Consider the following 20114-nt stretch of genomic DNA (forward strand, 5'->3'; position numbering starts at 1 on the left):
GCGTGCGCCTCCGCGGCTTTCGGGCCAACCGCAAGTTCTGGTTTTTTCGGGGATATCTCCTTTGACCGCCATTTCGCCTCCGCCCCAATTCGACGTCGCTCCGGTTACCATCGAAGAAGAGATGCGCCGCTCGTATCTCGATTACGCCATGAGCGTGATCGTGTCGCGCGCCCTTCCCGATGTCCGCGATGGCTTGAAGCCCGTGCACCGGCGCATTTTGTTCGCCATGAAGGAAGGCGGCTACGATTATAATAAGCCGTTCCGCAAATCGGCGCGCATCGTCGGTGACGTCATGGGTAAATATCACCCCCATGGCGATTCGGCCATTTACGACGCCATGGTCCGCATGGCCCAAAGTTTTTCCATGCGTCTGCCGCTGATCGACGGTCAGGGCAATTTCGGCTCCATGGACGGCGACAAGGCCGCGGCCATGCGTTACACCGAAGCGCGCATGGCCCGCTCGGCCCATTTCCTGATCGAGGATATCGACAAGGACACCGTCGATTTCGGTCCCAATTACGACGATTCGTCGGTCGAGCCGCTGGTGCTGCCGGCGCGTTATCCCAATTTGCTGGTCAATGGCGCCGGCGGCATCGCCGTCGGCATGGCCACCAACATTCCGCCGCATAATCTGGGCGAGGTCATCGACGCCTGTTGCGCCATGATCGACAATCCCGAGATCACGCCGGAAGAGATCATGGAATTGGTGCCTGGCCCCGATTTCCCCACCGGCGGCACCATTTTGGGCCGTTCCGGCATTCGTGCCGCGCAGCTGACCGGTCGCGGTTCGGTGATCATGCGCGGCCGTTGCCATATCGAAGATGTGCGCAAGGACCGCGAGGCGATCATCGTCACCGAGGTGCCCTATCAGGTCAACAAGGCGCGCATGATCGAGCAGATCGCCGAGTTGGTGCGCGATAAGAAGATCGAGGGCGTTTCCGACCTGCGCGACGAATCCGATCGCGACGGTGTGCGCGTGGTCATCGAAATCAAGCGCGACGCCATCGCCGACGTGGTGCTGGCCCAGCTGTACAAGTTCACGCCGCTGCAAACCTCGTTTGGCGTCAATTCGCTGGCGCTCAATGGCGGTCGGCCGCAGATGATGACGTTGCGCGACGTCATCGCCGCCTTCATCGTCTTCCGCGAAGAGGTCATCACCCGCCGGACTATTTTCGAACTGGGCAAGGCCCGTGACCGCGCCCATGTGTTGGTGGGCCTGTCCATCGCCGTCGCCAATATCGACGAAATGATCCGGCTGATCCGCGAAGCCTCGGACCCGGCGGTCGCGCGCGAGCAGTTGATGGCGCGCAAATGGCCGGCGCTGGACGTCGAATCGCTGATCCGTCTGATTGACGAACCGGGCCGCGGCATCGTCGACGGCGCCTATCAGCTGTCAGAAGTTCAAGCCAAGGCCATCTTGGATCTGCGCCTGCATCGCCTGACCGGGTTGGAACGCGACAAGATCGGCGACGAGCTGCGCGAAATCGGCGATCAGATCATCGAGTTCCTGGAAATTCTGTCATCGCGGCCCAAGCTGCTGGAAATCATGCGGGCGGAATTGCTGGAGATGCGCACCCAGTTCGCCACGCCGCGCCGCACCACCATCGAGGATTCCGAATTCGAATCCGATATCGAGGATCTGATCGCCCGCGAGGACATGGTGGTGACGGTGACCAACACCGGCTACATCAAGCGAGTGCCGCTATCGACCTATCGGGCGCAAAAGCGCGGCGGCAAGGGCCGCTCGGGCATGAGCATGAAGGACGAGGATTTCCTCAACCAGATCTTCGTCACCAGCACCCACACCCCGGTGCTGTTCTTCTCCACCACCGGCATCGCCTATAAGCTCAAGGTCTATCGTCTGCCGCTGGGCACCCCCCAGGCGCGGGGCAAGGCCATGGTCAACATCTTGCCCTTGGGCGAGGGGGAGGCCATCTCCACCGTCATGCCGATGCCGGAAGATGAAAGCACCTGGGGCGATCTGCACGTGGCCTTCGCCACGTCCAAGGGCGATGTCCGCCGCAATCTGCTGTCTGATTTCGTCGAGGTCCGGGCCAACGGCAAGATCGCCATGAAGCTGGCCGACGACGAGAAATTGATCGCCGTCCAGCCGTGCTCGGAAACCGACGATGTGTTGCTGGCCACCCGCAAGGGCAAGGCCATTCGCTTCCAGGTCACCGACGTGCGCGTGTTCAAGGGCCGCGATTCCACCGGCGTGCGCGGCATTCGTCTGGATGGTGACGATCAAGTGATTTCCATGTCGGTGCTGCGTCACGTCGATTTCGACATGGAAACCCGCGACGCCCATTTGCGCGGCGATCTTTCCGGCCCCGAGGCCGAACGCATGGCCGCCGAGGAACAGATGATCCTGACGGTGACCGAGAAGGGTTACGGCAAGCGCACATCGGCTTACGAATACCGCATTACCGGCCGTGGCGGCCAAGGCATCGCCAATATCGACCTGACCGAAAAGAACGGTCCGGTGGTTGCCTCGTTCCCGGTTGGGCATGATGACGAGATCATGCTGGTTTCCGATGGCGGCACCTTGATCCGCATGCCGGTGGACGATATCCGCATCGCCGGTCGCAAGACGCAGGGCGTTATCGTCTTGCGCACGGCCGAGGACGAGCGGGTGGTGTCGGCGGCGCGGCTGTGCGACATCAACGGCTCCAGCGACGAGATCGACGAAGACGTTGGCGCAGAAGACGAGACCGAAACAATCCTGTCCGGAGGGGACAATGAGTGAGCGGATCGGCCTTTACCCGGGAACTTTCGATCCCATAACCAACGGTCATCTGGACATCGTGACCCGAGCGGCCAAGGTGGTCGATAAGCTGATCGTGGCCGTGGCCATCAATGCCGGCAAGGGGCCGCTATACTCGCTCGACGAACGCGTCGCCCTGGTCAAGGCCGAAGTGGCCGAAGTCGGCCGCCAGCATAAGGTCATCATCGAGGTGCGGGCTTTCGACAATCTGCTGGTGGATTTCGCCCGCGATTGTGGGGCACAGATCATCATTCGCGGCTTGCGCGCTGTTTCGGATTTCGAATACGAATTCCAGATGGCCGGCATGAATGCCCGATTGTCGCCGCAGATCGAAACCTTGTTCTTGATGGCGTCGGAACGCTGTCAGTTCATTTCGTCGCGTTTCGTCAAGGAAATCGGCCGCTTGGGCGGCGATATCTCGTCCTTTGTCAGTCCGCGCGTGCGGGCGAGCCTGGATGAGAAGTTTTTGAGTGAAAACAACTAGTCACCCGCCTGTTGGAGGATCGATTTGGACCGCGAAAATACCCTGTTTCTCGACCTCAAAGACGGCCGCGTGGTGATCGAACTGCGTCCCGATCTTGCCCCCAATCATGTCGCTCGCATCAAGGAATTGGTGCGGGAAGGCTATTACGACGGCTTGAAGTTTCACCGGGTGATTCCGGGCTTCATGGCGCAGACCGGCTGCCCGCAAGGCACCGGCATGGGCGGGTCCGGGCAAAAGCTCGACGCCGAATTCTCCAAGGAAAAGCATGTGCGCGGCACCTGTTCCATGGCCCGTGCCGCCAATCCCAATTCCGCCGATTCGCAGTTCTTCATCATGTTCGATAAGGCGCCGCACCTGGATAACCAATATTCCATCTGGGGGCAGGTGACCGACGGCATGGACTTGGTCGATGGTATCAAGAAGGGGGCTGCGTCCCGCAACGGTTCGGTCGAAGACCCCGATTGCATCGTCACCCTGCGTGTCGCCGCCGACGTCGAGGAATAAGTTCATGCTCAAAAAGATCGTTCTGGCTGTTGCCGTGCTGTTGGTGGCGACCTTGCGTCCGGCCCTGGCCGCCGACCCGGAAAACACCTTGATTCTGGATCTGCCCTGGGGCCAGGTGGTGATCGAGATGCGGCCCGATCTGGCGCCCAAGCATGTCGAGCGGATCAAGGAATTGACCCGCAAGGGCTTTTACAACGGCACGGTGTTCCATCGGGTCATCGACGGCTTCATGGCCCAGGGCGGCGATCCGACGGGCACGGGCACCGGTGGTTCCGGCGTGAAGCTGCCGGCGGAATTCTCGGGTGAGCATTTCGTCCGTGGCGTCGTCGGCATGGCGCGGGCTTCCAGCCCCAATTCGGCCGATTCGCAGTTCTTCATCATGCTGGCCAGTGCGCCGTCGCTGGATGGCAAGTACACCATCTGGGGCAATGTCATTCAGGGCATGGAAAGCGTCGACAAGATCACCAAGGGCACCGATAGCAGTGGCGCCGTCGCCAATCCCGACAAGCTGGTGCGTCTGCGTGTTGCCGCCGATGTGAAATGATGTGGAAAACGGTGTTTTCCACGGTTGACCGGCGCGCCTCATATCCCTATGGTGTGCCCCCGTTTTGAAGGTGAGAGCCCGTAGCTCAGTTGGTAGAGCACGTGACTTTTAATCATGGGGCCATGGGTTCGAGTCCCATCGGGCTCACCAAGAAAAACCCTTCCAGGTCAATGACTTGGAAGGGTTTTTCTTTGGAAATGCGGACAAATAGTCTGGCAGGAAGTCCGAGTGTCAGACTCATCGGCGGCAAATCGTCTTCCAGGTTCAATTCTGTTCCAGGATCGGCTTGGCCCGCAGGCATTCCGCCTCATACCAAATCCCCGCGAGTGAACCGCATGGGGATTTGGTGAGGTCCAAGGGACCTCGCCCGGCTCCTGGCTTTGTCTTGTGTCTGGACGGCGATGGGCGGTGGCGAACGGCAAAGGCCGGGTCTTGCGCAATTTCTCCTGAGATCATGGCTTTGTGGCAAACGAGGCATGCGCCGACGTCGCTTGATTAATAAGGTGGCGCGTTTGATAGTGGCGCCGTCTCCCCGGTCGTGATGTCTTTAGACCATGCGCGCGAGGATCTCCCCGCCAGGTTGCATCCTGGGCGGGGTTTTTTTCTTTTGTTTCCATGGAGGCCAGCATGGGCCGTAATGCCCAAGAAGATAAAATCCGCCTGTTGCGCTCGCTGGCGTTCAAGATTCACCGTAAGGAACCGGCGGCGGAAGCCTTGAACGATTGCTTCGAAGCCGAAGGCAAGGGCGGCAAGCATCGCCAATGGCGCCAAGCCGGGGCGGTGCTGGCGGAAGACGGTTTCGTGCCCGCTTTGCTGGCCGGCGAGCTGATCGGGGCCGAAGCGGCGGTGGTGATGACCGTGCTGGAAATGGCCAAGGACCATCGCCTGCTGTCCGACGCCATCAGCGGCCTAGCCGATTACCTCGAAGCCCTTTAGCCGCCCCAGCTTTCGCAGATTGTGTTCTGATGGGGCGTCGTCGCCCTTGGCCGCATTGCAGGCGCGGCAGGCCGCGACTTCGTTCGGCCACTCCGCTGCGCCGCCATGGGCGCGGGGCACCACATGCTCGATGGTGGCGGCGTCCAACCGCTTGCGGTGACGGAGCCGTTGCGTCAGTGGCGCCGCCATGGCGATTCCGCAATAAAAACACAGCCCCTGCTGTTCTTCCCATAACCGATGGCAGCGGGCTCTGGGCCAATCTTCACGCATTGGTTTGTTATCCGCCTTTCAAGAAAAGGTGGACAAGGTTAGCACGATTTGGCCATCCTTGAACCCCTGGTCGGGGTGAATAAAGGGGGCGACAACAGCCCCCAGCACGGCCAGGACATGGGAAGGGAACAGGTGATGACGGCAGGACCCGAAGAGTCCACCGCGGCGGCGTTTGGCTTTGGCTTGCCCCCAGATATGCTGGCGGTCATTCTTGATCGCCTGCCCGATACCATGATCAGTGTCGGCGCGAACGGCCAAATCGAATGGGTCAGCCCCAATGTCGGCCGTCTGTTGGGCTATCGGGCCGATGAACTGGTCGGGCAGGATGCGGGAATAATCTATGCCCAGCCGTCTGATCGTCGGACGGTGCTGGAGCTGGTTTCGTCCGGCAAGGGGGACGCGGTCCGCCTGGAATTCGAGGCCAAGCGCAAGGACGGCCAGGGGGCCTGGGTGGTGGCCTATGGCTGTGCCGTCTTCGACGCCAAGGGGGCGTTCGCCGGCGTGCGCGGCGTCTTGCGCGACATCAGCGAAAACCGTCGTATGCGCAAGACCCTGGAGGACAGCGAAGACCGCTTCCGTCGGTTGTCGGATGTGACCTCGGAAGGAATCTGCATTCATTTTCAGGGCAAGATACTGGATTGCAACCGCGCGTTCGAAAGTCTGTTCGGGTATAGCCGGGTCGAGTTCGAGTCCATGTTGGCCTGGAACGTCATTCATACCGACGATGTGCCCTTGGCCAAGGAGATGGTTCGCCAGCAGCACCAAAAGCCCTATGAGGTGCGCGGTGTCCGTAAGGACGGCTCGGTTTTCCCCATGGAAATCCATTCCAAGGAAAGCTGGATGGGGGGATTGGCCGTCCGGGTCACCTGTCTTCGCGACATGACCGAGCAGAAGAAAGCCGAAGCAAGCTTGCGGTTGCTGTCGCAGGCGGTGGAGCAAAGCCCGGTGGCGGTGGCGGTGGTGACCGCCGATGGGACCATCGAATATGTCAATCCAGCCCATCACCAGATGACCGGGCAGGTGGCGGACCAGATCATCGGTCGCCCCTTCGCCGAAATGTATCCGGGCCAAGCCAAGTCGTGGTTTGGCGACATGTGGCAATCCTTGCGCCGAGGCGGCGATTGGGAAGGGGAAATCCCGGTGACGCAAGGCGATGGCCGTTTGCATTGGCAGCGGATTTTCGCCTCGCCGGTGGCGACCCAAAGTGATGACATCACGCACCATTTGGTGGTGATCGAGGACGTTACCCTGCGCAAGGAACAAGAACGCAAGATTTTGCATCAGGCCATGTATGACGGCCTGACCGATCTGCCCAACCGTAGTTTGGCGTTGGATCGTTTGACCGTGGTGATCGAGGATGCGCGCGATAATGGCTGTTGCATCGCTTTGCTGTTTGTCGATCTGGACGATTTCAAGGGGATCAATGATTCCTTGGGCCACGAATATGGCGATGAATTACTGATTTTGGCATCCGAGCGTTTGCGTGATTCCGTCGGCGAGGGGGGAATGGTCGCGCGTTTCGGTGGCGACGAGTTCCTGGTGATCTTGTCCGATTGCTCGCCCGGACAAGCCGAGAATGCGGCTCAGGCCATCGTTGCCGCTTTTTCCCAGCCTTTCACCATCAGCCGGCGCGATCTGATCACCACCGCCAGCATCGGCGTCGCGCTGTATCCCGAGGATGGACGGACGCCGCAAACCTTGCTGCGCAATGCCGATATCGCCATGTATCAGGCCAAGTTGGCCGGACGAAATCGCTTTTGTTTTTTCACGGCCCGCATGAACGAGGAAGCCGAGGCCCGTCTGCGTCTGGAAAGCGAATTGCGCCGGGCGGTGGGAACCGAGCAACTATTCCTGCACTTTCAGCCGCTGGTCCATGTGGATAGCGGTCATGTCGCCGGCGTCGAGGCATTGTTGCGCTGGAACAATCCCGAACTGGGCAGCGTCCCCCCCGACCGCTTTATCCCCCAGGCGGAAACCTGCGGATTGATCGTTCCCATCGGTCGCGATGTGTTATGGCAAGCCTGCCAAACCGCCAAACCGTGGCTGGAATGCGGACATCCTGAATTGCTGCTTTGCGTCAACGTCTCGCCGCGCCAGTTCCAAGATGGGGGCTTTCTTGATGACGTGGCCCAGATTCTGCGCGAAACCGGTTTTCCCGCCGCCAATCTGGAATTGGAAATCACCGAGGGTCTGTTGCTGCGGGAACGCGGCGATATCGACGGCCTGTTGCATGGATTGCATGCCATGGGGGTCAAGCTGGCTATCGACGATTTCGGCACCGGATATTCATCGCTGAGTTACCTGGAACGTTATCCCTTCCATACTCTCAAGATCGACCGTTCGTTCATGGTCGGCATGCTTGAGCGGCACGAGCGCAAGGTTCTGGTCGATACCATCGTCGCCATGGCCACCGGTCTGGGGCTGAAAGTCATCGCCGAAGGGGTGGAAACCGTCGAGCAATTGGCCCGACTGAAAGCCATCGGCTGCGATATCGCCCAAGGGTATTTGTTCAGCCGGCCGGTCCCCGCCGAACAGGTGTTGGCCTTGTTGGAAACACCTTTCGGCACCGAGCCGGCGATAACAAAGCCGCCGGCCGTGTTGCATTGATGCGGCCGGTCTGTCTGTTTAGCGATTTCGGCGTCACCGGTCCTTATGTCGGCCAGATGAAGGCGGCGCTTTTTCGCCAGCAGCCGGCCCTGCCGGTGCTGGATCTGATGGCCGACGCCCCCAATTTCGACGCCAAGGCATCGGCGTATTTGTTGGCGGCATTGCTGCCCCACACACCACCCAACGCGGTGGTGTTGGCTGTGGTTGATCCCGGCGTGGGCAGCGCCCGGTTGCCGGTGGTGGTTGAAATCGATGGGCGGATCCTGGTCGGCCCGGATAACGGCCTGTTCGCCATCGCATGTCGGCGGGCGGGCCATAGCCGCTGTCGGTCGATCGCTTGGCGGCCCCCACACTTGAGCGCCAGTTTCCATGGTCGCGACCTGTTCGCGCCGGTGGCCGCCATCTTGGCGGCGGAAATGCCAAGTCCGCCCCTGTTCGGTGACGATCTGGATTTGATGCAGGGGCACGAATGGCCCGACGACTTGCCCCGGATCATTTATGTGGATCATTACGGCAACGCCATCACCGGGTTGCGCGGCCATATGATTGATCCGGCGCGGAAGCTGCGGGTGGGGGAGGCGGTTTTGTCATCGGCCCGCACCTTTGCCGACGTGCCGGTCGGCACGGCGTTCTGGTATGTAAATTCAATCGGATTAGTAGAATTTTCCGTGAATCAGGGGAACGCTAGTAGGCAATTATCCATCGAACTGGCGGATTGTGTTTTTTGATCAACAAAATTTGTAGCGGGATGCGTGAAAATACCGATGCCAACCCATATTGAACACTATAGTCTTTTACGTGAATAGTTCGGGGGTTGTGTGAAATGGGATATGTGGTGAAGTTCTGGGGCGTGCGCGGAAGCATTGCCTGTCCTTCGCCCGACCATGTGGTTTATGGCGGCAACACCTCGTGCCTTGAATTCTCTGTCGGTGACAATACCCTTATCTTTGATGCGGGAACCGGCATTCGTTTGCTGGGACAAAGTCTGCTCCGCCGTGGTGTTTCATCGGCAACCTTGCTGTTGACCCATACCCATTGGGATCACATCAATGGTTTTCCCTTCTTCGCCCCGGCCTTCAATCCGGCATTTTCCTTGGCGGTGATGGCTGGACATCTGGGCGGGCAAGAAGGCGGGATCGAGGCGGTGCTGGCCAAGCAGATGGAAAACCCAACCTTCCCGGTGCCATTGGCAACCATGCGGAGCCAGATATCTTTCCGCGATTTCAAGGCGGGCGAAGATTTGCATCCTTTCCCCGATGTACTGGTCAAATCAACGCCGCTCAATCACCCCAACGGCGCCACCGGCTATCGGGTTGAATATGGCGGCAAGGCGGTGTGCTATGTCACCGATACCGAACACGTTCCCGGCCAGCCCGACCGCAACGTCTTGGATTTGATCCAAGGCGCCGATCTGGTCATCTATGACAGCACCTATACCGACGATGAATTCCCCGCCAAGGTCCATTGGGGGCATTCCACCTGGCAGGAAGGCGTTCGCCTGTGCCGGGCCGCCGGGGTTCAGAAACTGGCCATCTTTCACCATGATCCCGACCATGACGATCAGTTCATGGCGCGCTTGGAAGACGAGGCCAAGCAAAGCTGGGCGGGGGCGACGGTGGCTCGTGACGGTATGGATATCGTGGTGATCTGACCCCCCCACGGGCGGCCTGAAACTTCAGCCCGAAACATCAGCGTGGGTAGACGTGAATGGCGACGCGGCGGTTCAGCGCTTGGTTGGCGGGCAGTGGGGTGCCGTCTTCCAAGGTGTTGGGAACCCGTGGCGAGAACTGGCCATAGGCGGCGACGATCATCTTGCTTTCCGACAATCCCAAGCTGACCAAGGCCCGCATGGTGGCCAGCGCTCGGGCGGAAGACAGGTCGAAATTCGAGGCAAAGGTCGCGGTCTTGACCGGAACGTTATCGGTGTGGCCTTGAATTTCCAGGCGGTAATTCTCGAACCGCGGCTGTGCCAAGGTGCCGACCAATTCCTTCATCAACGGCACCATGCCGGGCTTGATGTCGGCGGAACCGGGGGCGAACATGGCGCCGCTATCCAGGTTAAGGACAACACCACGCTCGTCTGTGCCGACATCGGCCGCTTCGTCACCGCCCTGAAAGGCGGTGACCACATCGGCCAGTTCTTTGCGCATGGATTCGATCGGCCGCTGCGGCGGTTGCTTGCCGATTTCCTTGGTCATGCCCGACTGAACTTTTTCAAACAAAACGGTGTCGATCTTGGAAATAGAGGCCAGCATGATGAAAAAACACAGTAACAGCGTCACCATGTCGCCATAGGTTTCCATCCATGACGCATCAACCTCGTTTGAGCGTTTGTTCTGAAATAGGCTCATCGGTTCTTCAGCTGTTTGTCGATGTCGAAGTGAATGCTGGGGTCAAGGAAGCTGTTCATGGCGTCTTGGATAAAACGGGGATTGCGCCGCTCGGCCAGCAGGCACAGGCCCTCGGCCACCAGATAATTGCGGAAGCGGACAATTTCCTCGCGCTGCTGGATTTTGCTGGAAGCCGGCAACAGCACCAGACGCGGCAGCAACACGCCATAAAGCGTGGTGATCAGCGCCACCGCCATGCCGGGGCCCAGGGCCGACGGGTCGGCGCCCATCTTGCCCAACATGATGATCAGGCCGACCAGGGTGCCAATCATGCCATAGGCTGGGGCGGTTCCGGCCATGTTGCGCAAGATGTCGGCGGGGACGCAGTTCCGCTGGAACGTGGTTTCGATGGAATTGGTCAGGATCTGACGGACTTCGGCGCCGGTATAGCCGGCAACCACCAAATCGACGCCGAAACCGAGAAAGCGGTCCTGTTTCTTCAGCTTGGTGGTGTCGGCCTCAAGGGCGTTGAGTCCGGTCTTTTGGATCAAATAGCCCCAGCGAATGCAGCGTCCGACTTCGCCTTGCAACACGCCGCGCTGAATTTTCGGCGCGAAAAAAATCGACGTCATCAGGCGTATGGCCTGCATGACATAGCGGGGTTCGTACGAGATAAAAGTAGAGGCGAAGGTTCCGCCAACAACCATTAGAAACGATGCGAAATCGAGAAAGACAAAATAATTGTCAGTCGAGAGGAAAATAGAGCCAAGGAACAGTGCAATACCGGCAATGAAGCCGATCAAGGTTGCCAGCGACATTCCCAGACCTTTCCCCAATCGATCCCCCGGCGCGTCCAACGCCTGTCCGCATCTTGGGCTAAATGCTGCCAGAGGGCAATAGTCAGCGGGTGCTTGCATCAAATGCTTAAATCGTTAGAGTTCCGCACATGGTAGGGGATCCGGCTGAGAAAGGATCAGAATGGACGTTGCCGCGCCCACGGTGATATTTGGCGCGTTTCTGAGCAATCTGGTTTTGGCGGTGGCTTTGGCCTTCGTCGGCCGTGGTCCGGCGTTGTCGCGATCCTTTCCGATCTTCGCCACCGCATTCGCCTTTTTTGCTCTGCGCTTTTTGTTCATGGCTTTGGCTTGGAACACCAAGACGGCTCAAGGTTTCCTTTGGGCCGAACTCATGCATGTGGGCGCCGCCACTGTCCTGATCGCCGGGGTGGGGCCGTTGACGCGGCAAAAGCGCGGATTGTGGATGGCTGTCGCCCTGGGGACGGTGATGACGGCCTGGACCGTGTGGGCCGCCTTTGTCCTAAGTCCATGGACAGCCATCGTTCCGGCGTCGGCCTATATCTGCTTGGCAATGATGCTGGCGGCCTGGGAATTCCAGAGCCGGGCGCGGCGAAGCACGGATAGCGGCAACTGGCTGGTGGCGTTACTGTTTGTTTTGTGGGGGCTGCACAAGTTTTTTTATCTGTGGCTGATCGTTTCCGAGGATCTGCTTGGATATAGTTTTGCCCTTAATCAAGTCTTGTCCATCTCGTTGGGGGTGGTTCTGCTGCTGGTCGCCGACCGTCAGGTTCGGGCCAACGAGGGGGAAAGCCGGCGGCGTTCGCAAGCGTTGTTGCGCTTGCAGGCCGAGGCCATGGCGGTTACCGCCAACGCCATTTTCATCACCGATCAACTGGGGCGCATCGAATGGTGCAATCAAGCCTTTAGCCAATTGACCGGCTGGAGTGAAGCCGAGGCCATGGGCCGGGGCGCGCGTCGGCTGTTGCTGGGGGTGGACCGCGACGCGCGGATGGATGAGGCCTTGATCAACGGCGAAACCTGGCGGGGCGAGCTTAACCTGCGGCGTCGTGACGGAACCTTGTACGTGGTCGATCAGACCATCACCCCCATCCGCGATGATCGGGGCGTGGTCTCGCATTATGTGGTGGTGCAAGAAGACGTCACCGAACGGCGCCGGGCCGAGGAACGCATCCGCTTTTTATCCAGCAACGATTCCCTGACCGCGCTGCCCAACCGCCTGCTGTTCCGCGAACAAATTCAGCGCGCCATCGTCCGCGCCAAGGCCGAACGTCACGGCTTGGCGGTTTTGATCCTCGATCTCGATGATTTCAGCCATTACAACGATGTGCTGGGCCATGATGGCGGCGATCATCTGCTGTTGGCCATTGTCGAACGGCTGATGACCAAAGCCCGCGGGGTCGAAAGCACGGCCAGGGTCGGCGGTGACGAATTCGGATTTTTGCTGCAAACCGTCGATGGCGGCGAGACGGCGGCGGAATTGGCGCAGACCTTGGTGGATGCCATGCGGCGACCGTTTGATATTGGCGGTCACGAAGTTCAAGTCGGCGCGGTGGTCGGCGTGACCTTGTTCCCCAATGACGGGGATGATGCCGATACGTTGTTGAAGAATGCCAACATGGCCATGTATCGGGCCATTCAGGATAATCCCAACGGCTATCGTTTCTTCGCCCCGACCATGGATGCGGAGCTGGCTTTGCGCCGTCGCCTTGAAAACGATTTGCGGCGGGCGATCCAGCGGGAAGAATTGGAGCTGCATTACCAGCCCATCGTCAACACCATCGACCATCGGATTATCGCTTTCGAGGCTTTGCTGCGGTGGCGTCATGCCAGTGATGGCTGGATTTCGCCGGTCGAATTCATCCCCATGGCCGAAGGCAACGGTATGATCGGCCCCATCGGCGAATGGGTGCTGCGTCGGGCTTGCCAACAGATGCGGGACTGGGATCGTCAGGGCATTCCGCCGGTTCCGGTGGCGGTCAACATGTCGGCATTGCAGCTGAAGCGCCATGACGTGCCCCTGCTGGTGCGCAAAATGCTGACCGAAGCGGGTATTCCGTCACATCGGCTGGAACTGGAATTGACCGAAACCACGGTGATGGAAGATGCCGACGCGGCCCAGCGTATCTTCTCTGATATCGCCGGGTTGGGGGTGAAGCTGGCGGTGGACGATTTCGGCACCGGCTATTCGTCGCTGGCGCGGCTGAAACGCTTCCCGGTTGGCAAGCTGAAGATTGATCGGTCCTTTGTTGGCGATCTGGCCGAAGACGAAGGCGACGCGGCCATCGCCAGGGCGATCATCTCCATGGGGCATGCCATGGGATTGAAGGTGGTGGCCGAAGGGGTCGAGACGGCTGAACAACTGGCCATCCTGGCCGATGCCGGGTGCGACGCCATCCAGGGATTCTTCTTCAGCCGGCCGGTTCCCGCCGACCAGGCAGCGGAATTGTTGCGCCGCGGTTTTTGTTGACAGCGTGCCATGGAGACCCGGCGCCATGAAATTTCTGCGTGAAAGGGTGATTGGATGCGTCCTGACTTTTGCTCTGACCGTGTCGTTGTCACCGGCCTTTGCCGTGGTTATTCAAGATAGCTTATGGCGCCGCGAAGGCGGCGGCCGGGGCAAGGAATGGGCTGGCTTTGGCGCCAATCTGCGTCTGGCGGCGGAACCGCAGTTCCGCGCGGTTCTGGCCCTGGCCAGTGACGGCGAGACCTGGGGGGAAGCCTCGGGGACCTGGATCGGCAATGATGGCGGTCACGGCTATATCCTGACCTCGGCCCATATCTTCGAATTGCCGGCTTCCGCCGACAGTTACGTGGTGCGCGCCCCCAATGGCGACATCTTGACGGCCGATAAGGTGTGGCTGCACCCAAGCTGGAACGGCAGTACCGATGAACGCACCGGCTATGATCTGGCCATTTTACGGCTTACCCGTCCGGTGAGCGATGCCGGTCCGCCGCCGGTGCTGCACACCAAGGGCGGCGAGGCGGGCAAGCTGATCACCTTTATCGGTTTCGGCAGTCGCGGCATCGGTTCGGTCGGGGAAAAGGACCGTTATTATCATGGCTCGGACAAGGCCGCCGCTCAGGGAATCGTCGATCAACTGGTCGAACCGATCCTGCCGATGCCGAAAAAAGACGATGGCGGCAATTATCTGGGGGTGTGGATGGGCCGGGAAGATGGCAGCCTGTCCAATCCCTATGGCGGCTCGGACAATCCGGCCAATGCCCTGATCGGCCTGTTGGGGTCGGGGGATAGCGGCGGTTCCGCCTGGATGATGTCAGCCGGACAATGGGTGGTGGTGGCGGTCAATTCCAACGGGTCGGGCACCGCCAGTTATGGCGATTCGTCCTGGTTCACCCGCCTTGCCCCCCATCGGGATTGGATCGCCAAGATTTTCCCCGGCGCCCGCTTCACGCCCTGACGCCGGGGAGGGAAATCACGCATTTTCCGGTGGTTCCGGGGTGGTGACCGCCGGCTTTTTCAGATCGTATTCCACTTCGACGATGTCGCCGTCGATGGTCTTGGTCTGAACAAAGCCCAGATGCTCGACGAATTTGAGCATGCGGCGATTGTCCTTAAGCACCTGACCGACGATGGCATGGGTGCCGCGGGACCGACAATATTCGATCATCTTGACCAGCAGGCGCTTGCCCAGGCCCGAGCCCTTGAGATCCGAGCGCACGACCACGGCGAATTCAGCCGATTCGTTATCAGGATCGGTGACGGTGCGGACCACGCCCAGGGTTTCCTTGCCGCCATCGGGCAGCGTCAATTCGCCGATGAAGGCCATTTCGCGGTCATAATCGATCTGGGTCAGCCGGGCCATTTCGCTGTGCGGCAACTCATGCACCAGACCGAAGAAGCGGAAACGGATGTCCTCGGGCGTCAGTTTCGACACCAGCACATGGTGATTGGGTTCGTCCTCGGGGCGCAGCGGCCGCAGCAGAACCTGACGGCCGTCGGTCATGGTGAACCATTCTTCCTGCTCGGCCGGATAGGGGCGGATGGCCAAGCGGTCGGAACCGTTGCGGGTTGGCACCGCCACCTTGATGGCGGCGTCGAGCGCCAGCACGCCATCGGCGTCACAGCGCAACGGGTTGATGTCCAGCTCGACGATTTCCGGCAGATCGATGATCATCTGCGACACCTGGATCAGGGTCATGTGCAGGGCGTCAAGGTTGGCCGGCGGCCGACCACGATACCCCTTCAGCAGGCGTGACACCCGGGTCCGTTGCACCAGTTCGGCGGCAAGGTTGAGGTTCAGCGGCGGCAGGGCGACGGCGCGGTCGCCGATGACTTCCACCGCCACGCCACCTTGGCCGAACAAGATCACCGGGCCGAAAATCGGATCGGTGGCGATGCCGACGATCAGTTCCTGGGTGCCGGGTTTGCGCACCGCCATGGGCTGCACGGTGAAGCCCTCGATGCGGGCGTCGGGATAGGTTGCCTTGACCCGCTCCAGCATGGCATGAGCGGCCTTTTCCACCTCGAACGGACCATCCAGGTTCAGCACCACGCCGCCGACATCGGATTTGTGGACGATGTCGGTGGACAGGATTTTCAGGGCGATCGGACCTTCGATGGTCTTGGCGATGCGGCTGGCCTCGGCCGGATTGTGGGCGGTGTGGGTGGCGACGGTGGGAATGCCGTATGCCGACAGCACCGTCTTCGCCTCGGCCTCGGTCAGGATATTGTCGCCGCGTTCCATCACCTCGGCGATGACGCCTTGGGCCAGGGCGATATCGGGGACGAAATCGGTGGCGGCCGAGGCCGGCACTTCCATCAGCATTTCCTGGTTCTTGCGGTATTCCAGCAAGTGCAGATAACCCTGGACGGCGGCACGCGGGGTTTCAAAGGTGGGAACCCCGGCATCGGCGAATTTTTTGCGGGCGCTGACCACCTTTTGGTGACCGACCCAACAGGTCATGATATTGGCGCGCGGCTTGTCCTTGAACACCTTGACCACCGCCTCGGCCACTTCGTCGGCGTTGGAAATCGCGGTCGGCGCGTACATGACCAGCACGGCGTCAATGCACTTGCAATCAAGCAAGATGTTCAGCGTCTTGGCATAGCGTTCGCCGCCGGCATCGCCGACCACGTCGATGGGATTGCCGCTCGACCAATTGGGCGGCAACAGGGCATTGAGCTTATCGACCACATCCAACGGCAGATCGGCCAATTCGCCGCCGCCATCGGCCAGATCGTCGGCGGCGATAACGCCCAGACCGCCGCCATTGGTGACGATGGCCAGCCGCTTGCCCTTCATTGGCCGCGACCGCGCCAGGGTTTCGACCGCGCCGAAGATTTCCTCGATGTCTTGCACCCGCAGCATGCCGGAACGACGGATGGCGGCATCGAACACCAGATCGGAACCGGCCAGCGCCCCGGTATGGGAGGTCGCGGCCAGGGCGCCTTCGGTCGAACGACCGGCCTTGATCGCCAAGATGGGCTTGTTGCGGGCGGCGGCACGGGCGGCGGACATGAAGTTACGGCGCTGATCCACGGTCTGCACGTACAGCAAGATCGCGCGGGTATGCGGGTCGCTGCCCAGGTAATCCAAGATATCGCCGAAATCCACATCCATGCTTTCGCCGGTATGGATGAAATGCGAGAAACCGATCCCCTTGGCGCAGGCCCAATCAAGCACGGCGGTGCACAAGGCGCCCGATTGCGAGACAAAGGCGATCTTGCCGGGGGGGGCGTCCTCGGGGGCGAAGCTGGCGTTCAAGCCGATGCCGGGCACCAGCATTCCCATGGAATTGGGGCCAAGAACGCGGATGCCGTGGGCTTTGGCTTCGGCGCGGACGCCTTCAAGGATGGTGCGGCCGTTGGCGTCGTTGGCATATTGCAGGCCGGCGGTCATGATACAGGCGGCCTTGGCGCCCTTTTCCCCCAGGGCGCGCATGGCGTCGACCAGTTCACCCACCGGCGAGCACAGCAGCGCCAGATCGGGGGCTTGCGGCAGGCTGGCGATATCGGGATAGGCGAGGACGCCGCAGATTGATTTCTCGGTTCCCACCGGCATGATCGGGCCTTGGAAATTGGCCTGGATCAGGTTGCGCATGACAACCGATCCAGGCGCATTCGCCTTGGTGCTCGCCCCAATGACCGCGACCGATTGCGGCCGGAACAATGCCTTTAGATTGCGCACGCTCATGATCTTCCCCAGATACGACCAATATTCCGTGGCCGCACCTTAGACCGCTATCTTGTGCGCTGCAATATACGGAAAACACTAATTGCTGATGTGGATCATTTATTCCGGCAAAAACAACGTGCCCTTGGCGATGGCCAAAACGGTGCGCAGGCTGACCACGATGACGGTCAGGCTGGCCATTGCCAGCACGATCATGCCGGCCAGCGGCCACAATCCGCTGGGCAGGAAATGGCTGTGTTCGATGGCGGCCAGGGCGACGGCGTCAAGCGGGAAGGTGAAGGCCCACCACGATACGGCGAAGGGCAGGCCGGTGAAGCTTTTCGCCTTGGCCAGCAGGACCAGGGTCAGGAACAAGGCGCCATTGACCAAGACCTGGGCGAAGGGATCGACAGTGCCGGTCAGACCGACATAGGAAACGTAACCAATGGCCGGCGGCGGCAACAAGATGAAAAGCGTCGGCATCAGTCGCGGCGGCAGCGCGTCATGAAACATAAGCCGGTACAAGATGATGGTGAGCAGCGGCAACCAAAACAGCATGCCCACCGACAAGAAGAACCACGAGATTTCGGTTTGTCCCAGGCGGGCGCCCAGAATGGGGACGATGATGTTGCCGACGATGGGAATGAACCACGCCGGATTGACGTGGGTGATTTCCTGCTTGTGCACCATCCAGCGCACGATCAGGCGGATGGTCAGGACCACTTGCAAGACGGCGGCGACCGCCCACATGGCAAAGGCCGGGGCCGGGGCGAAGGGATGCAGGCCGGCGGCCAGCAACAGCATGCCGATGGGAAAGGTTGAAAAAAAGGCGGCACGGATCGGGTGGTTGAATTCAGCGATCACCGCTTGGGGAAAACGGATGAGCTTCAGACCATAGGTCAGCATGGCGGCAAGAAACACCAAGGCGGCAATGACCAGGACGACTTGCGAGACCTCGACGGGAAACCCCAGAACGGCATTGGCCTTGCGCCAAGCAAGGCCCAAGCCGGCCAACCCCATGACCGAAGCGAAAATCGTCACCGGGACATGGAGAAGGGCTGAATGTTGAGTGGACTCGGTCATGAAGGGCATCCGATCATTTTGACATTAGACGTATCTAATGTTTGGCGGGGCGCAAGGCAAGGGGGTGGCACGCGGGGGTGCCATGCGCCAGGCTGGCTTGCGCGCCTTGAAATGGCGACGTCATGACCGATTGATGAAGGATTGGGTCTGGCGGATGTACAGGCTTACTGTTCCTGGGTATATTCCGCAGCGCAACATGACATTTGTCAAAATCGGAGTGGGCAATGGTCGAGATGATGGAAAACCGCACCTGGGCTGAAATCAAGATTGGTGACAGCGCCAGCGTGACCCGCACCTGCCGGATGGAGGATGTCGAATTGTTCGGCGTCGCCTCGGGCGATCTCAACCCCACCCATTATAGTGCCGAGCAGGCGCAAAGCCTGACCCAGCATCGCAAGGTGATGGCCCATTCACTGTGGACCGGGTCATTGCTGTCGGCCATCTTGGGCAACGAATTGCCGGGTGCCGGCACCGTCTATCGGACCCAGACGTATGATTTCCAGTCGCCGGTGGAAGTGGGGGACACCGTTACCGTCACGGTCGTGGCCAAGGAAAAGATCGCCCCCGCCGATGTGGTGTTCGAATGCTCGGCGCTGAACCAGAACGGCGCCGCGATTTTCACGGGAACCGCTCGGGTGACGGCGCCGACGCAAAAGGTGGTGCAGCCGCGCACCGAATTGCACGAAGTGTCGCTGCGCCGCCGCCATCATGTGTTCGAGGACATTATCGAACGCTGTGCTCCGCTGGACCCGATTTCGGTGGCGGTTTGCCATCCCTGCGATCAGGTGTCGCTGGAAGGCCCGATCGATGCCTATAAGCTGGGGCTGATCAATCCGATCCTGGTGGGACCGGAAGCGAAAATTCGCTCGCTCGCCGCAGAATTCGGCTTCGATCTGACGGGATTGCGCATCATCGACACCCAGCACAGCCACGAATCGGCGGAAAAGTCGGTGGAACTGTGCCGCACCGGTCAGGCCGAGGCGTTGATGAAGGGCTCGTTGCACACCGATGAGATGATGCACGAGGTGGCCAGCCGCGCCACCGGCCTGCGCACCGGCCGGCGGATCAGCCACGTTTTCGTCATGGATGTGCCGACCTATCCGAAGATGCTGCTGATCTCGGATGCCGCCATCAACATTTATCCGACCTTGGAAGACAAGGTGGACATCGCCCAAAACGCCATTGATCTGGCGTTGTGCATGGGGGTGGTGCAGCCCAAGGTGGCCATCTTGTCGGCGGTGGAGACCGTCTATCCCAAGATCAATTCGACCATCGAAGCCGCGGCTTTGTGCAAGATGGCTGATCGCGGCCAGATTACCGGCGCCATTTTGGATGGCCCGCTGGCCTTTGATAACGCGATCTCGGCCGAAGCCGCCAAGATCAAGAAGATCAATTCGCCGGTGGCCGGCCAGGCCGACATCTTGCTGGTCCCCGATCTCGAAGCCGGCAATATGCTGGCCAAGCAATTATCGTATCTGGCCGATGCCGATGCCGCCGGCATCGTGCTGGGCGCGCGGGTGCCGATCGTGCTGACCAGCCGCGCCGATTCGGCCAAGGCGCGTTTGGCCAGTTGCGCCGTCGCCGTCCTGTTTGCCCATGCCCGCCGCGCCAGCGGCAAGATCGCCGCTCAATAAGGAAAG

At 60.3% G+C, this 20114-nt stretch carries 16 protein-coding genes and 1 tRNA gene; 12 read left to right on the forward strand and 5 right to left on the reverse strand.

What is annotated here, in order from left to right; translation table 11 throughout:
* The first annotated feature begins 61 nt into the window (after positions 1–61).
* The 6 genes from gyrA to KEC16_RS01750 all read left to right on the forward strand — a co-directional run bounded on the left by gyrA (position 62) and on the right by KEC16_RS01750 (position 5232).
* Complete coding sequence (gene gyrA, locus KEC16_RS01725; RefSeq protein ID WP_211545924.1) at positions 62–2746, forward strand: DNA gyrase subunit A; 2685 nt, start codon at positions 62–64, stop codon at positions 2744–2746.
* Entirely contained in the window at positions 2739–3248 is a 510-nt protein-coding gene (gene coaD / locus KEC16_RS01730) for a pantetheine-phosphate adenylyltransferase (RefSeq protein ID WP_211545925.1), read from the forward strand. The genes gyrA and coaD overlap by 8 nt, the downstream gene beginning before the upstream one ends.
* A gap of 24 nt (positions 3249–3272) precedes the next feature.
* Positions 3273–3752, forward strand: coding sequence for a peptidylprolyl isomerase (locus tag KEC16_RS01735; RefSeq protein ID WP_211545926.1), 480 nt, complete (start codon positions 3273–3275; stop codon positions 3750–3752).
* Positions 3753–3756: 4 nt separating this feature from the next.
* Entirely contained in the window at positions 3757–4296 is a 540-nt protein-coding gene (locus KEC16_RS01740; protein ID WP_211545927.1) for a peptidylprolyl isomerase, read from the forward strand.
* 74 nt (positions 4297–4370) lie between these two features.
* A tRNA-Lys gene (locus KEC16_RS01745) sits at positions 4371–4446 on the forward strand.
* Between the two features lie 477 nt (positions 4447–4923).
* A complete protein-coding gene (locus KEC16_RS01750; protein WP_211545928.1) occupies positions 4924–5232 on the forward strand; it encodes a hypothetical protein in 309 nt (102 codons plus the stop codon).
* Here the strand turns inward: KEC16_RS01750 and KEC16_RS01755 are convergent.
* Positions 5206–5502 (reverse strand): HNH endonuclease, encoded by a 297-nt coding sequence (locus tag KEC16_RS01755; protein WP_211545929.1) that lies wholly within the window; start codon positions 5500–5502, stop codon positions 5206–5208. The genes KEC16_RS01750 and KEC16_RS01755 overlap by 27 nt on opposite strands.
* A 135-nt stretch (positions 5503–5637) precedes the next feature.
* Here KEC16_RS01755 and KEC16_RS01760 point away from each other — a divergent pair, with 135 nt between their 5' ends.
* From KEC16_RS01760 to KEC16_RS01770, 3 genes are all read left to right on the forward strand, one after another.
* On the forward strand, positions 5638–8109 hold the full coding sequence (locus KEC16_RS01760; protein WP_249208633.1) for a sensor domain-containing protein: 2472 nt from the start codon (positions 5638–5640) through the stop codon (positions 8107–8109).
* Complete coding sequence (locus tag KEC16_RS01765; RefSeq protein ID WP_211545930.1) at positions 8109–8837, forward strand: SAM hydrolase/SAM-dependent halogenase family protein; 729 nt, start codon at positions 8109–8111, stop codon at positions 8835–8837. Before KEC16_RS01760 ends, KEC16_RS01765 begins: the two co-directional genes overlap by 1 nt.
* A 95-nt stretch (positions 8838–8932) precedes the next feature.
* A complete protein-coding gene (locus tag KEC16_RS01770) occupies positions 8933–9760 on the forward strand; it encodes an MBL fold metallo-hydrolase (protein ID WP_211545931.1) in 828 nt (275 codons plus the stop codon).
* 37 nt (positions 9761–9797) lie between these two features.
* Here the strand turns inward: KEC16_RS01770 and KEC16_RS01775 are convergent, their stop codons facing one another.
* Positions 9798–10460 (reverse strand): OmpA/MotB family protein, encoded by a 663-nt coding sequence (locus KEC16_RS01775; RefSeq protein WP_211545932.1) that lies wholly within the window; start codon positions 10458–10460, stop codon positions 9798–9800.
* On the reverse strand, positions 10457–11257 hold the full coding sequence (locus KEC16_RS01780; RefSeq protein ID WP_211545933.1) for a motility protein A: 801 nt from the start codon (positions 11255–11257) through the stop codon (positions 10457–10459). Before KEC16_RS01780 ends, KEC16_RS01775 begins: the two co-directional genes overlap by 4 nt.
* A 160-nt stretch (positions 11258–11417) precedes the next feature.
* Between KEC16_RS01780 and KEC16_RS01785 the strand changes: the two genes are divergently transcribed.
* On the forward strand, positions 11418–13724 hold the full coding sequence (locus KEC16_RS01785; RefSeq protein ID WP_211545934.1) for a putative bifunctional diguanylate cyclase/phosphodiesterase: 2307 nt from the start codon (positions 11418–11420) through the stop codon (positions 13722–13724).
* A gap of 25 nt (positions 13725–13749) precedes the next feature.
* Positions 13750–14676, forward strand: a complete 927-nt coding sequence (locus tag KEC16_RS01790) for a trypsin-like serine protease (RefSeq protein WP_211545935.1) — start codon at positions 13750–13752, stop codon at positions 14674–14676.
* 15 nt (positions 14677–14691) lie between these two features.
* On the opposite strand, the gene KEC16_RS01795 is transcribed toward KEC16_RS01790, so the two are convergent.
* A complete protein-coding gene (locus KEC16_RS01795; RefSeq protein ID WP_211545936.1) occupies positions 14692–17412 on the reverse strand; it encodes a bifunctional acetate--CoA ligase family protein/GNAT family N-acetyltransferase in 2721 nt (906 codons plus the stop codon).
* A 99-nt stretch (positions 17413–17511) separates the two neighbouring features.
* Positions 17512–18474 carry an SLAC1 anion channel family protein gene (locus KEC16_RS01800; RefSeq protein WP_211545937.1) on the reverse strand — a complete coding sequence of 321 codons (963 nt, stop codon included), beginning with the start codon at positions 18472–18474 and terminating at the stop codon, positions 17512–17514.
* A 224-nt stretch (positions 18475–18698) separates the two neighbouring features.
* On the opposite strand from KEC16_RS01800, the gene KEC16_RS01805 reads away from it, so the two are divergent.
* Positions 18699–20108, forward strand: coding sequence for a bifunctional enoyl-CoA hydratase/phosphate acetyltransferase (locus KEC16_RS01805; protein WP_211545938.1), 1410 nt, complete (start codon positions 18699–18701; stop codon positions 20106–20108).
* Positions 20109–20114: the final 6 nt, after the last annotated feature.

It is taken from the genome of Magnetospirillum sulfuroxidans, from assembly GCF_018224925.1.
Classification (GTDB): Bacteria; Pseudomonadota; Alphaproteobacteria; order Rhodospirillales; family Magnetospirillaceae; genus Magnetospirillum; species Magnetospirillum sulfuroxidans.

What these genes read in the sequence shown, in the direction of transcription:
- coaD (WP_211545925.1), top strand. Translation starts at nt 2,739, where the DNA reads ATGAGTGAGCGGATCGGCCTTTACCCGGGAACTTTCGATCCCATAACC.
- KEC16_RS01740 (WP_211545927.1), top strand. Translation starts at nt 3,757, where the DNA reads ATGCTCAAAAAGATCGTTCTGGCTGTTGCCGTGCTGTTGGTGGCGACC.
- KEC16_RS01750 (WP_211545928.1), top strand. Translation starts at nt 4,924, where the DNA reads ATGGGCCGTAATGCCCAAGAAGATAAAATCCGCCTGTTGCGCTCGCTG.
- KEC16_RS01755 (WP_211545929.1), bottom strand. Translation starts at nt 5,502, where the DNA reads ATGCGTGAAGATTGGCCCAGAGCCCGCTGCCATCGGTTATGGGAAGAA.
- KEC16_RS01760 (WP_249208633.1), top strand. Translation starts at nt 5,638, where the DNA reads ATGACGGCAGGACCCGAAGAGTCCACCGCGGCGGCGTTTGGCTTTGGC.
- KEC16_RS01765 (WP_211545930.1), top strand. Translation starts at nt 8,109, where the DNA reads ATGCGGCCGGTCTGTCTGTTTAGCGATTTCGGCGTCACCGGTCCTTAT.
- KEC16_RS01770 (WP_211545931.1), top strand. Translation starts at nt 8,933, where the DNA reads ATGGGATATGTGGTGAAGTTCTGGGGCGTGCGCGGAAGCATTGCCTGT.
- KEC16_RS01775 (WP_211545932.1), bottom strand. Translation starts at nt 10,460, where the DNA reads ATGAGCCTATTTCAGAACAAACGCTCAAACGAGGTTGATGCGTCATGG.
- KEC16_RS01780 (WP_211545933.1), bottom strand. Translation starts at nt 11,257, where the DNA reads ATGTCGCTGGCAACCTTGATCGGCTTCATTGCCGGTATTGCACTGTTC.
- KEC16_RS01785 (WP_211545934.1), top strand. Translation starts at nt 11,418, where the DNA reads ATGGACGTTGCCGCGCCCACGGTGATATTTGGCGCGTTTCTGAGCAAT.
- KEC16_RS01790 (WP_211545935.1), top strand. Translation starts at nt 13,750, where the DNA reads ATGAAATTTCTGCGTGAAAGGGTGATTGGATGCGTCCTGACTTTTGCT.
- KEC16_RS01795 (WP_211545936.1), bottom strand. Translation starts at nt 17,412, where the DNA reads ATGAGCGTGCGCAATCTAAAGGCATTGTTCCGGCCGCAATCGGTCGCG.
- KEC16_RS01800 (WP_211545937.1), bottom strand. Translation starts at nt 18,474, where the DNA reads ATGACCGAGTCCACTCAACATTCAGCCCTTCTCCATGTCCCGGTGACG.
- KEC16_RS01805 (WP_211545938.1), top strand. Translation starts at nt 18,699, where the DNA reads ATGGTCGAGATGATGGAAAACCGCACCTGGGCTGAAATCAAGATTGGT.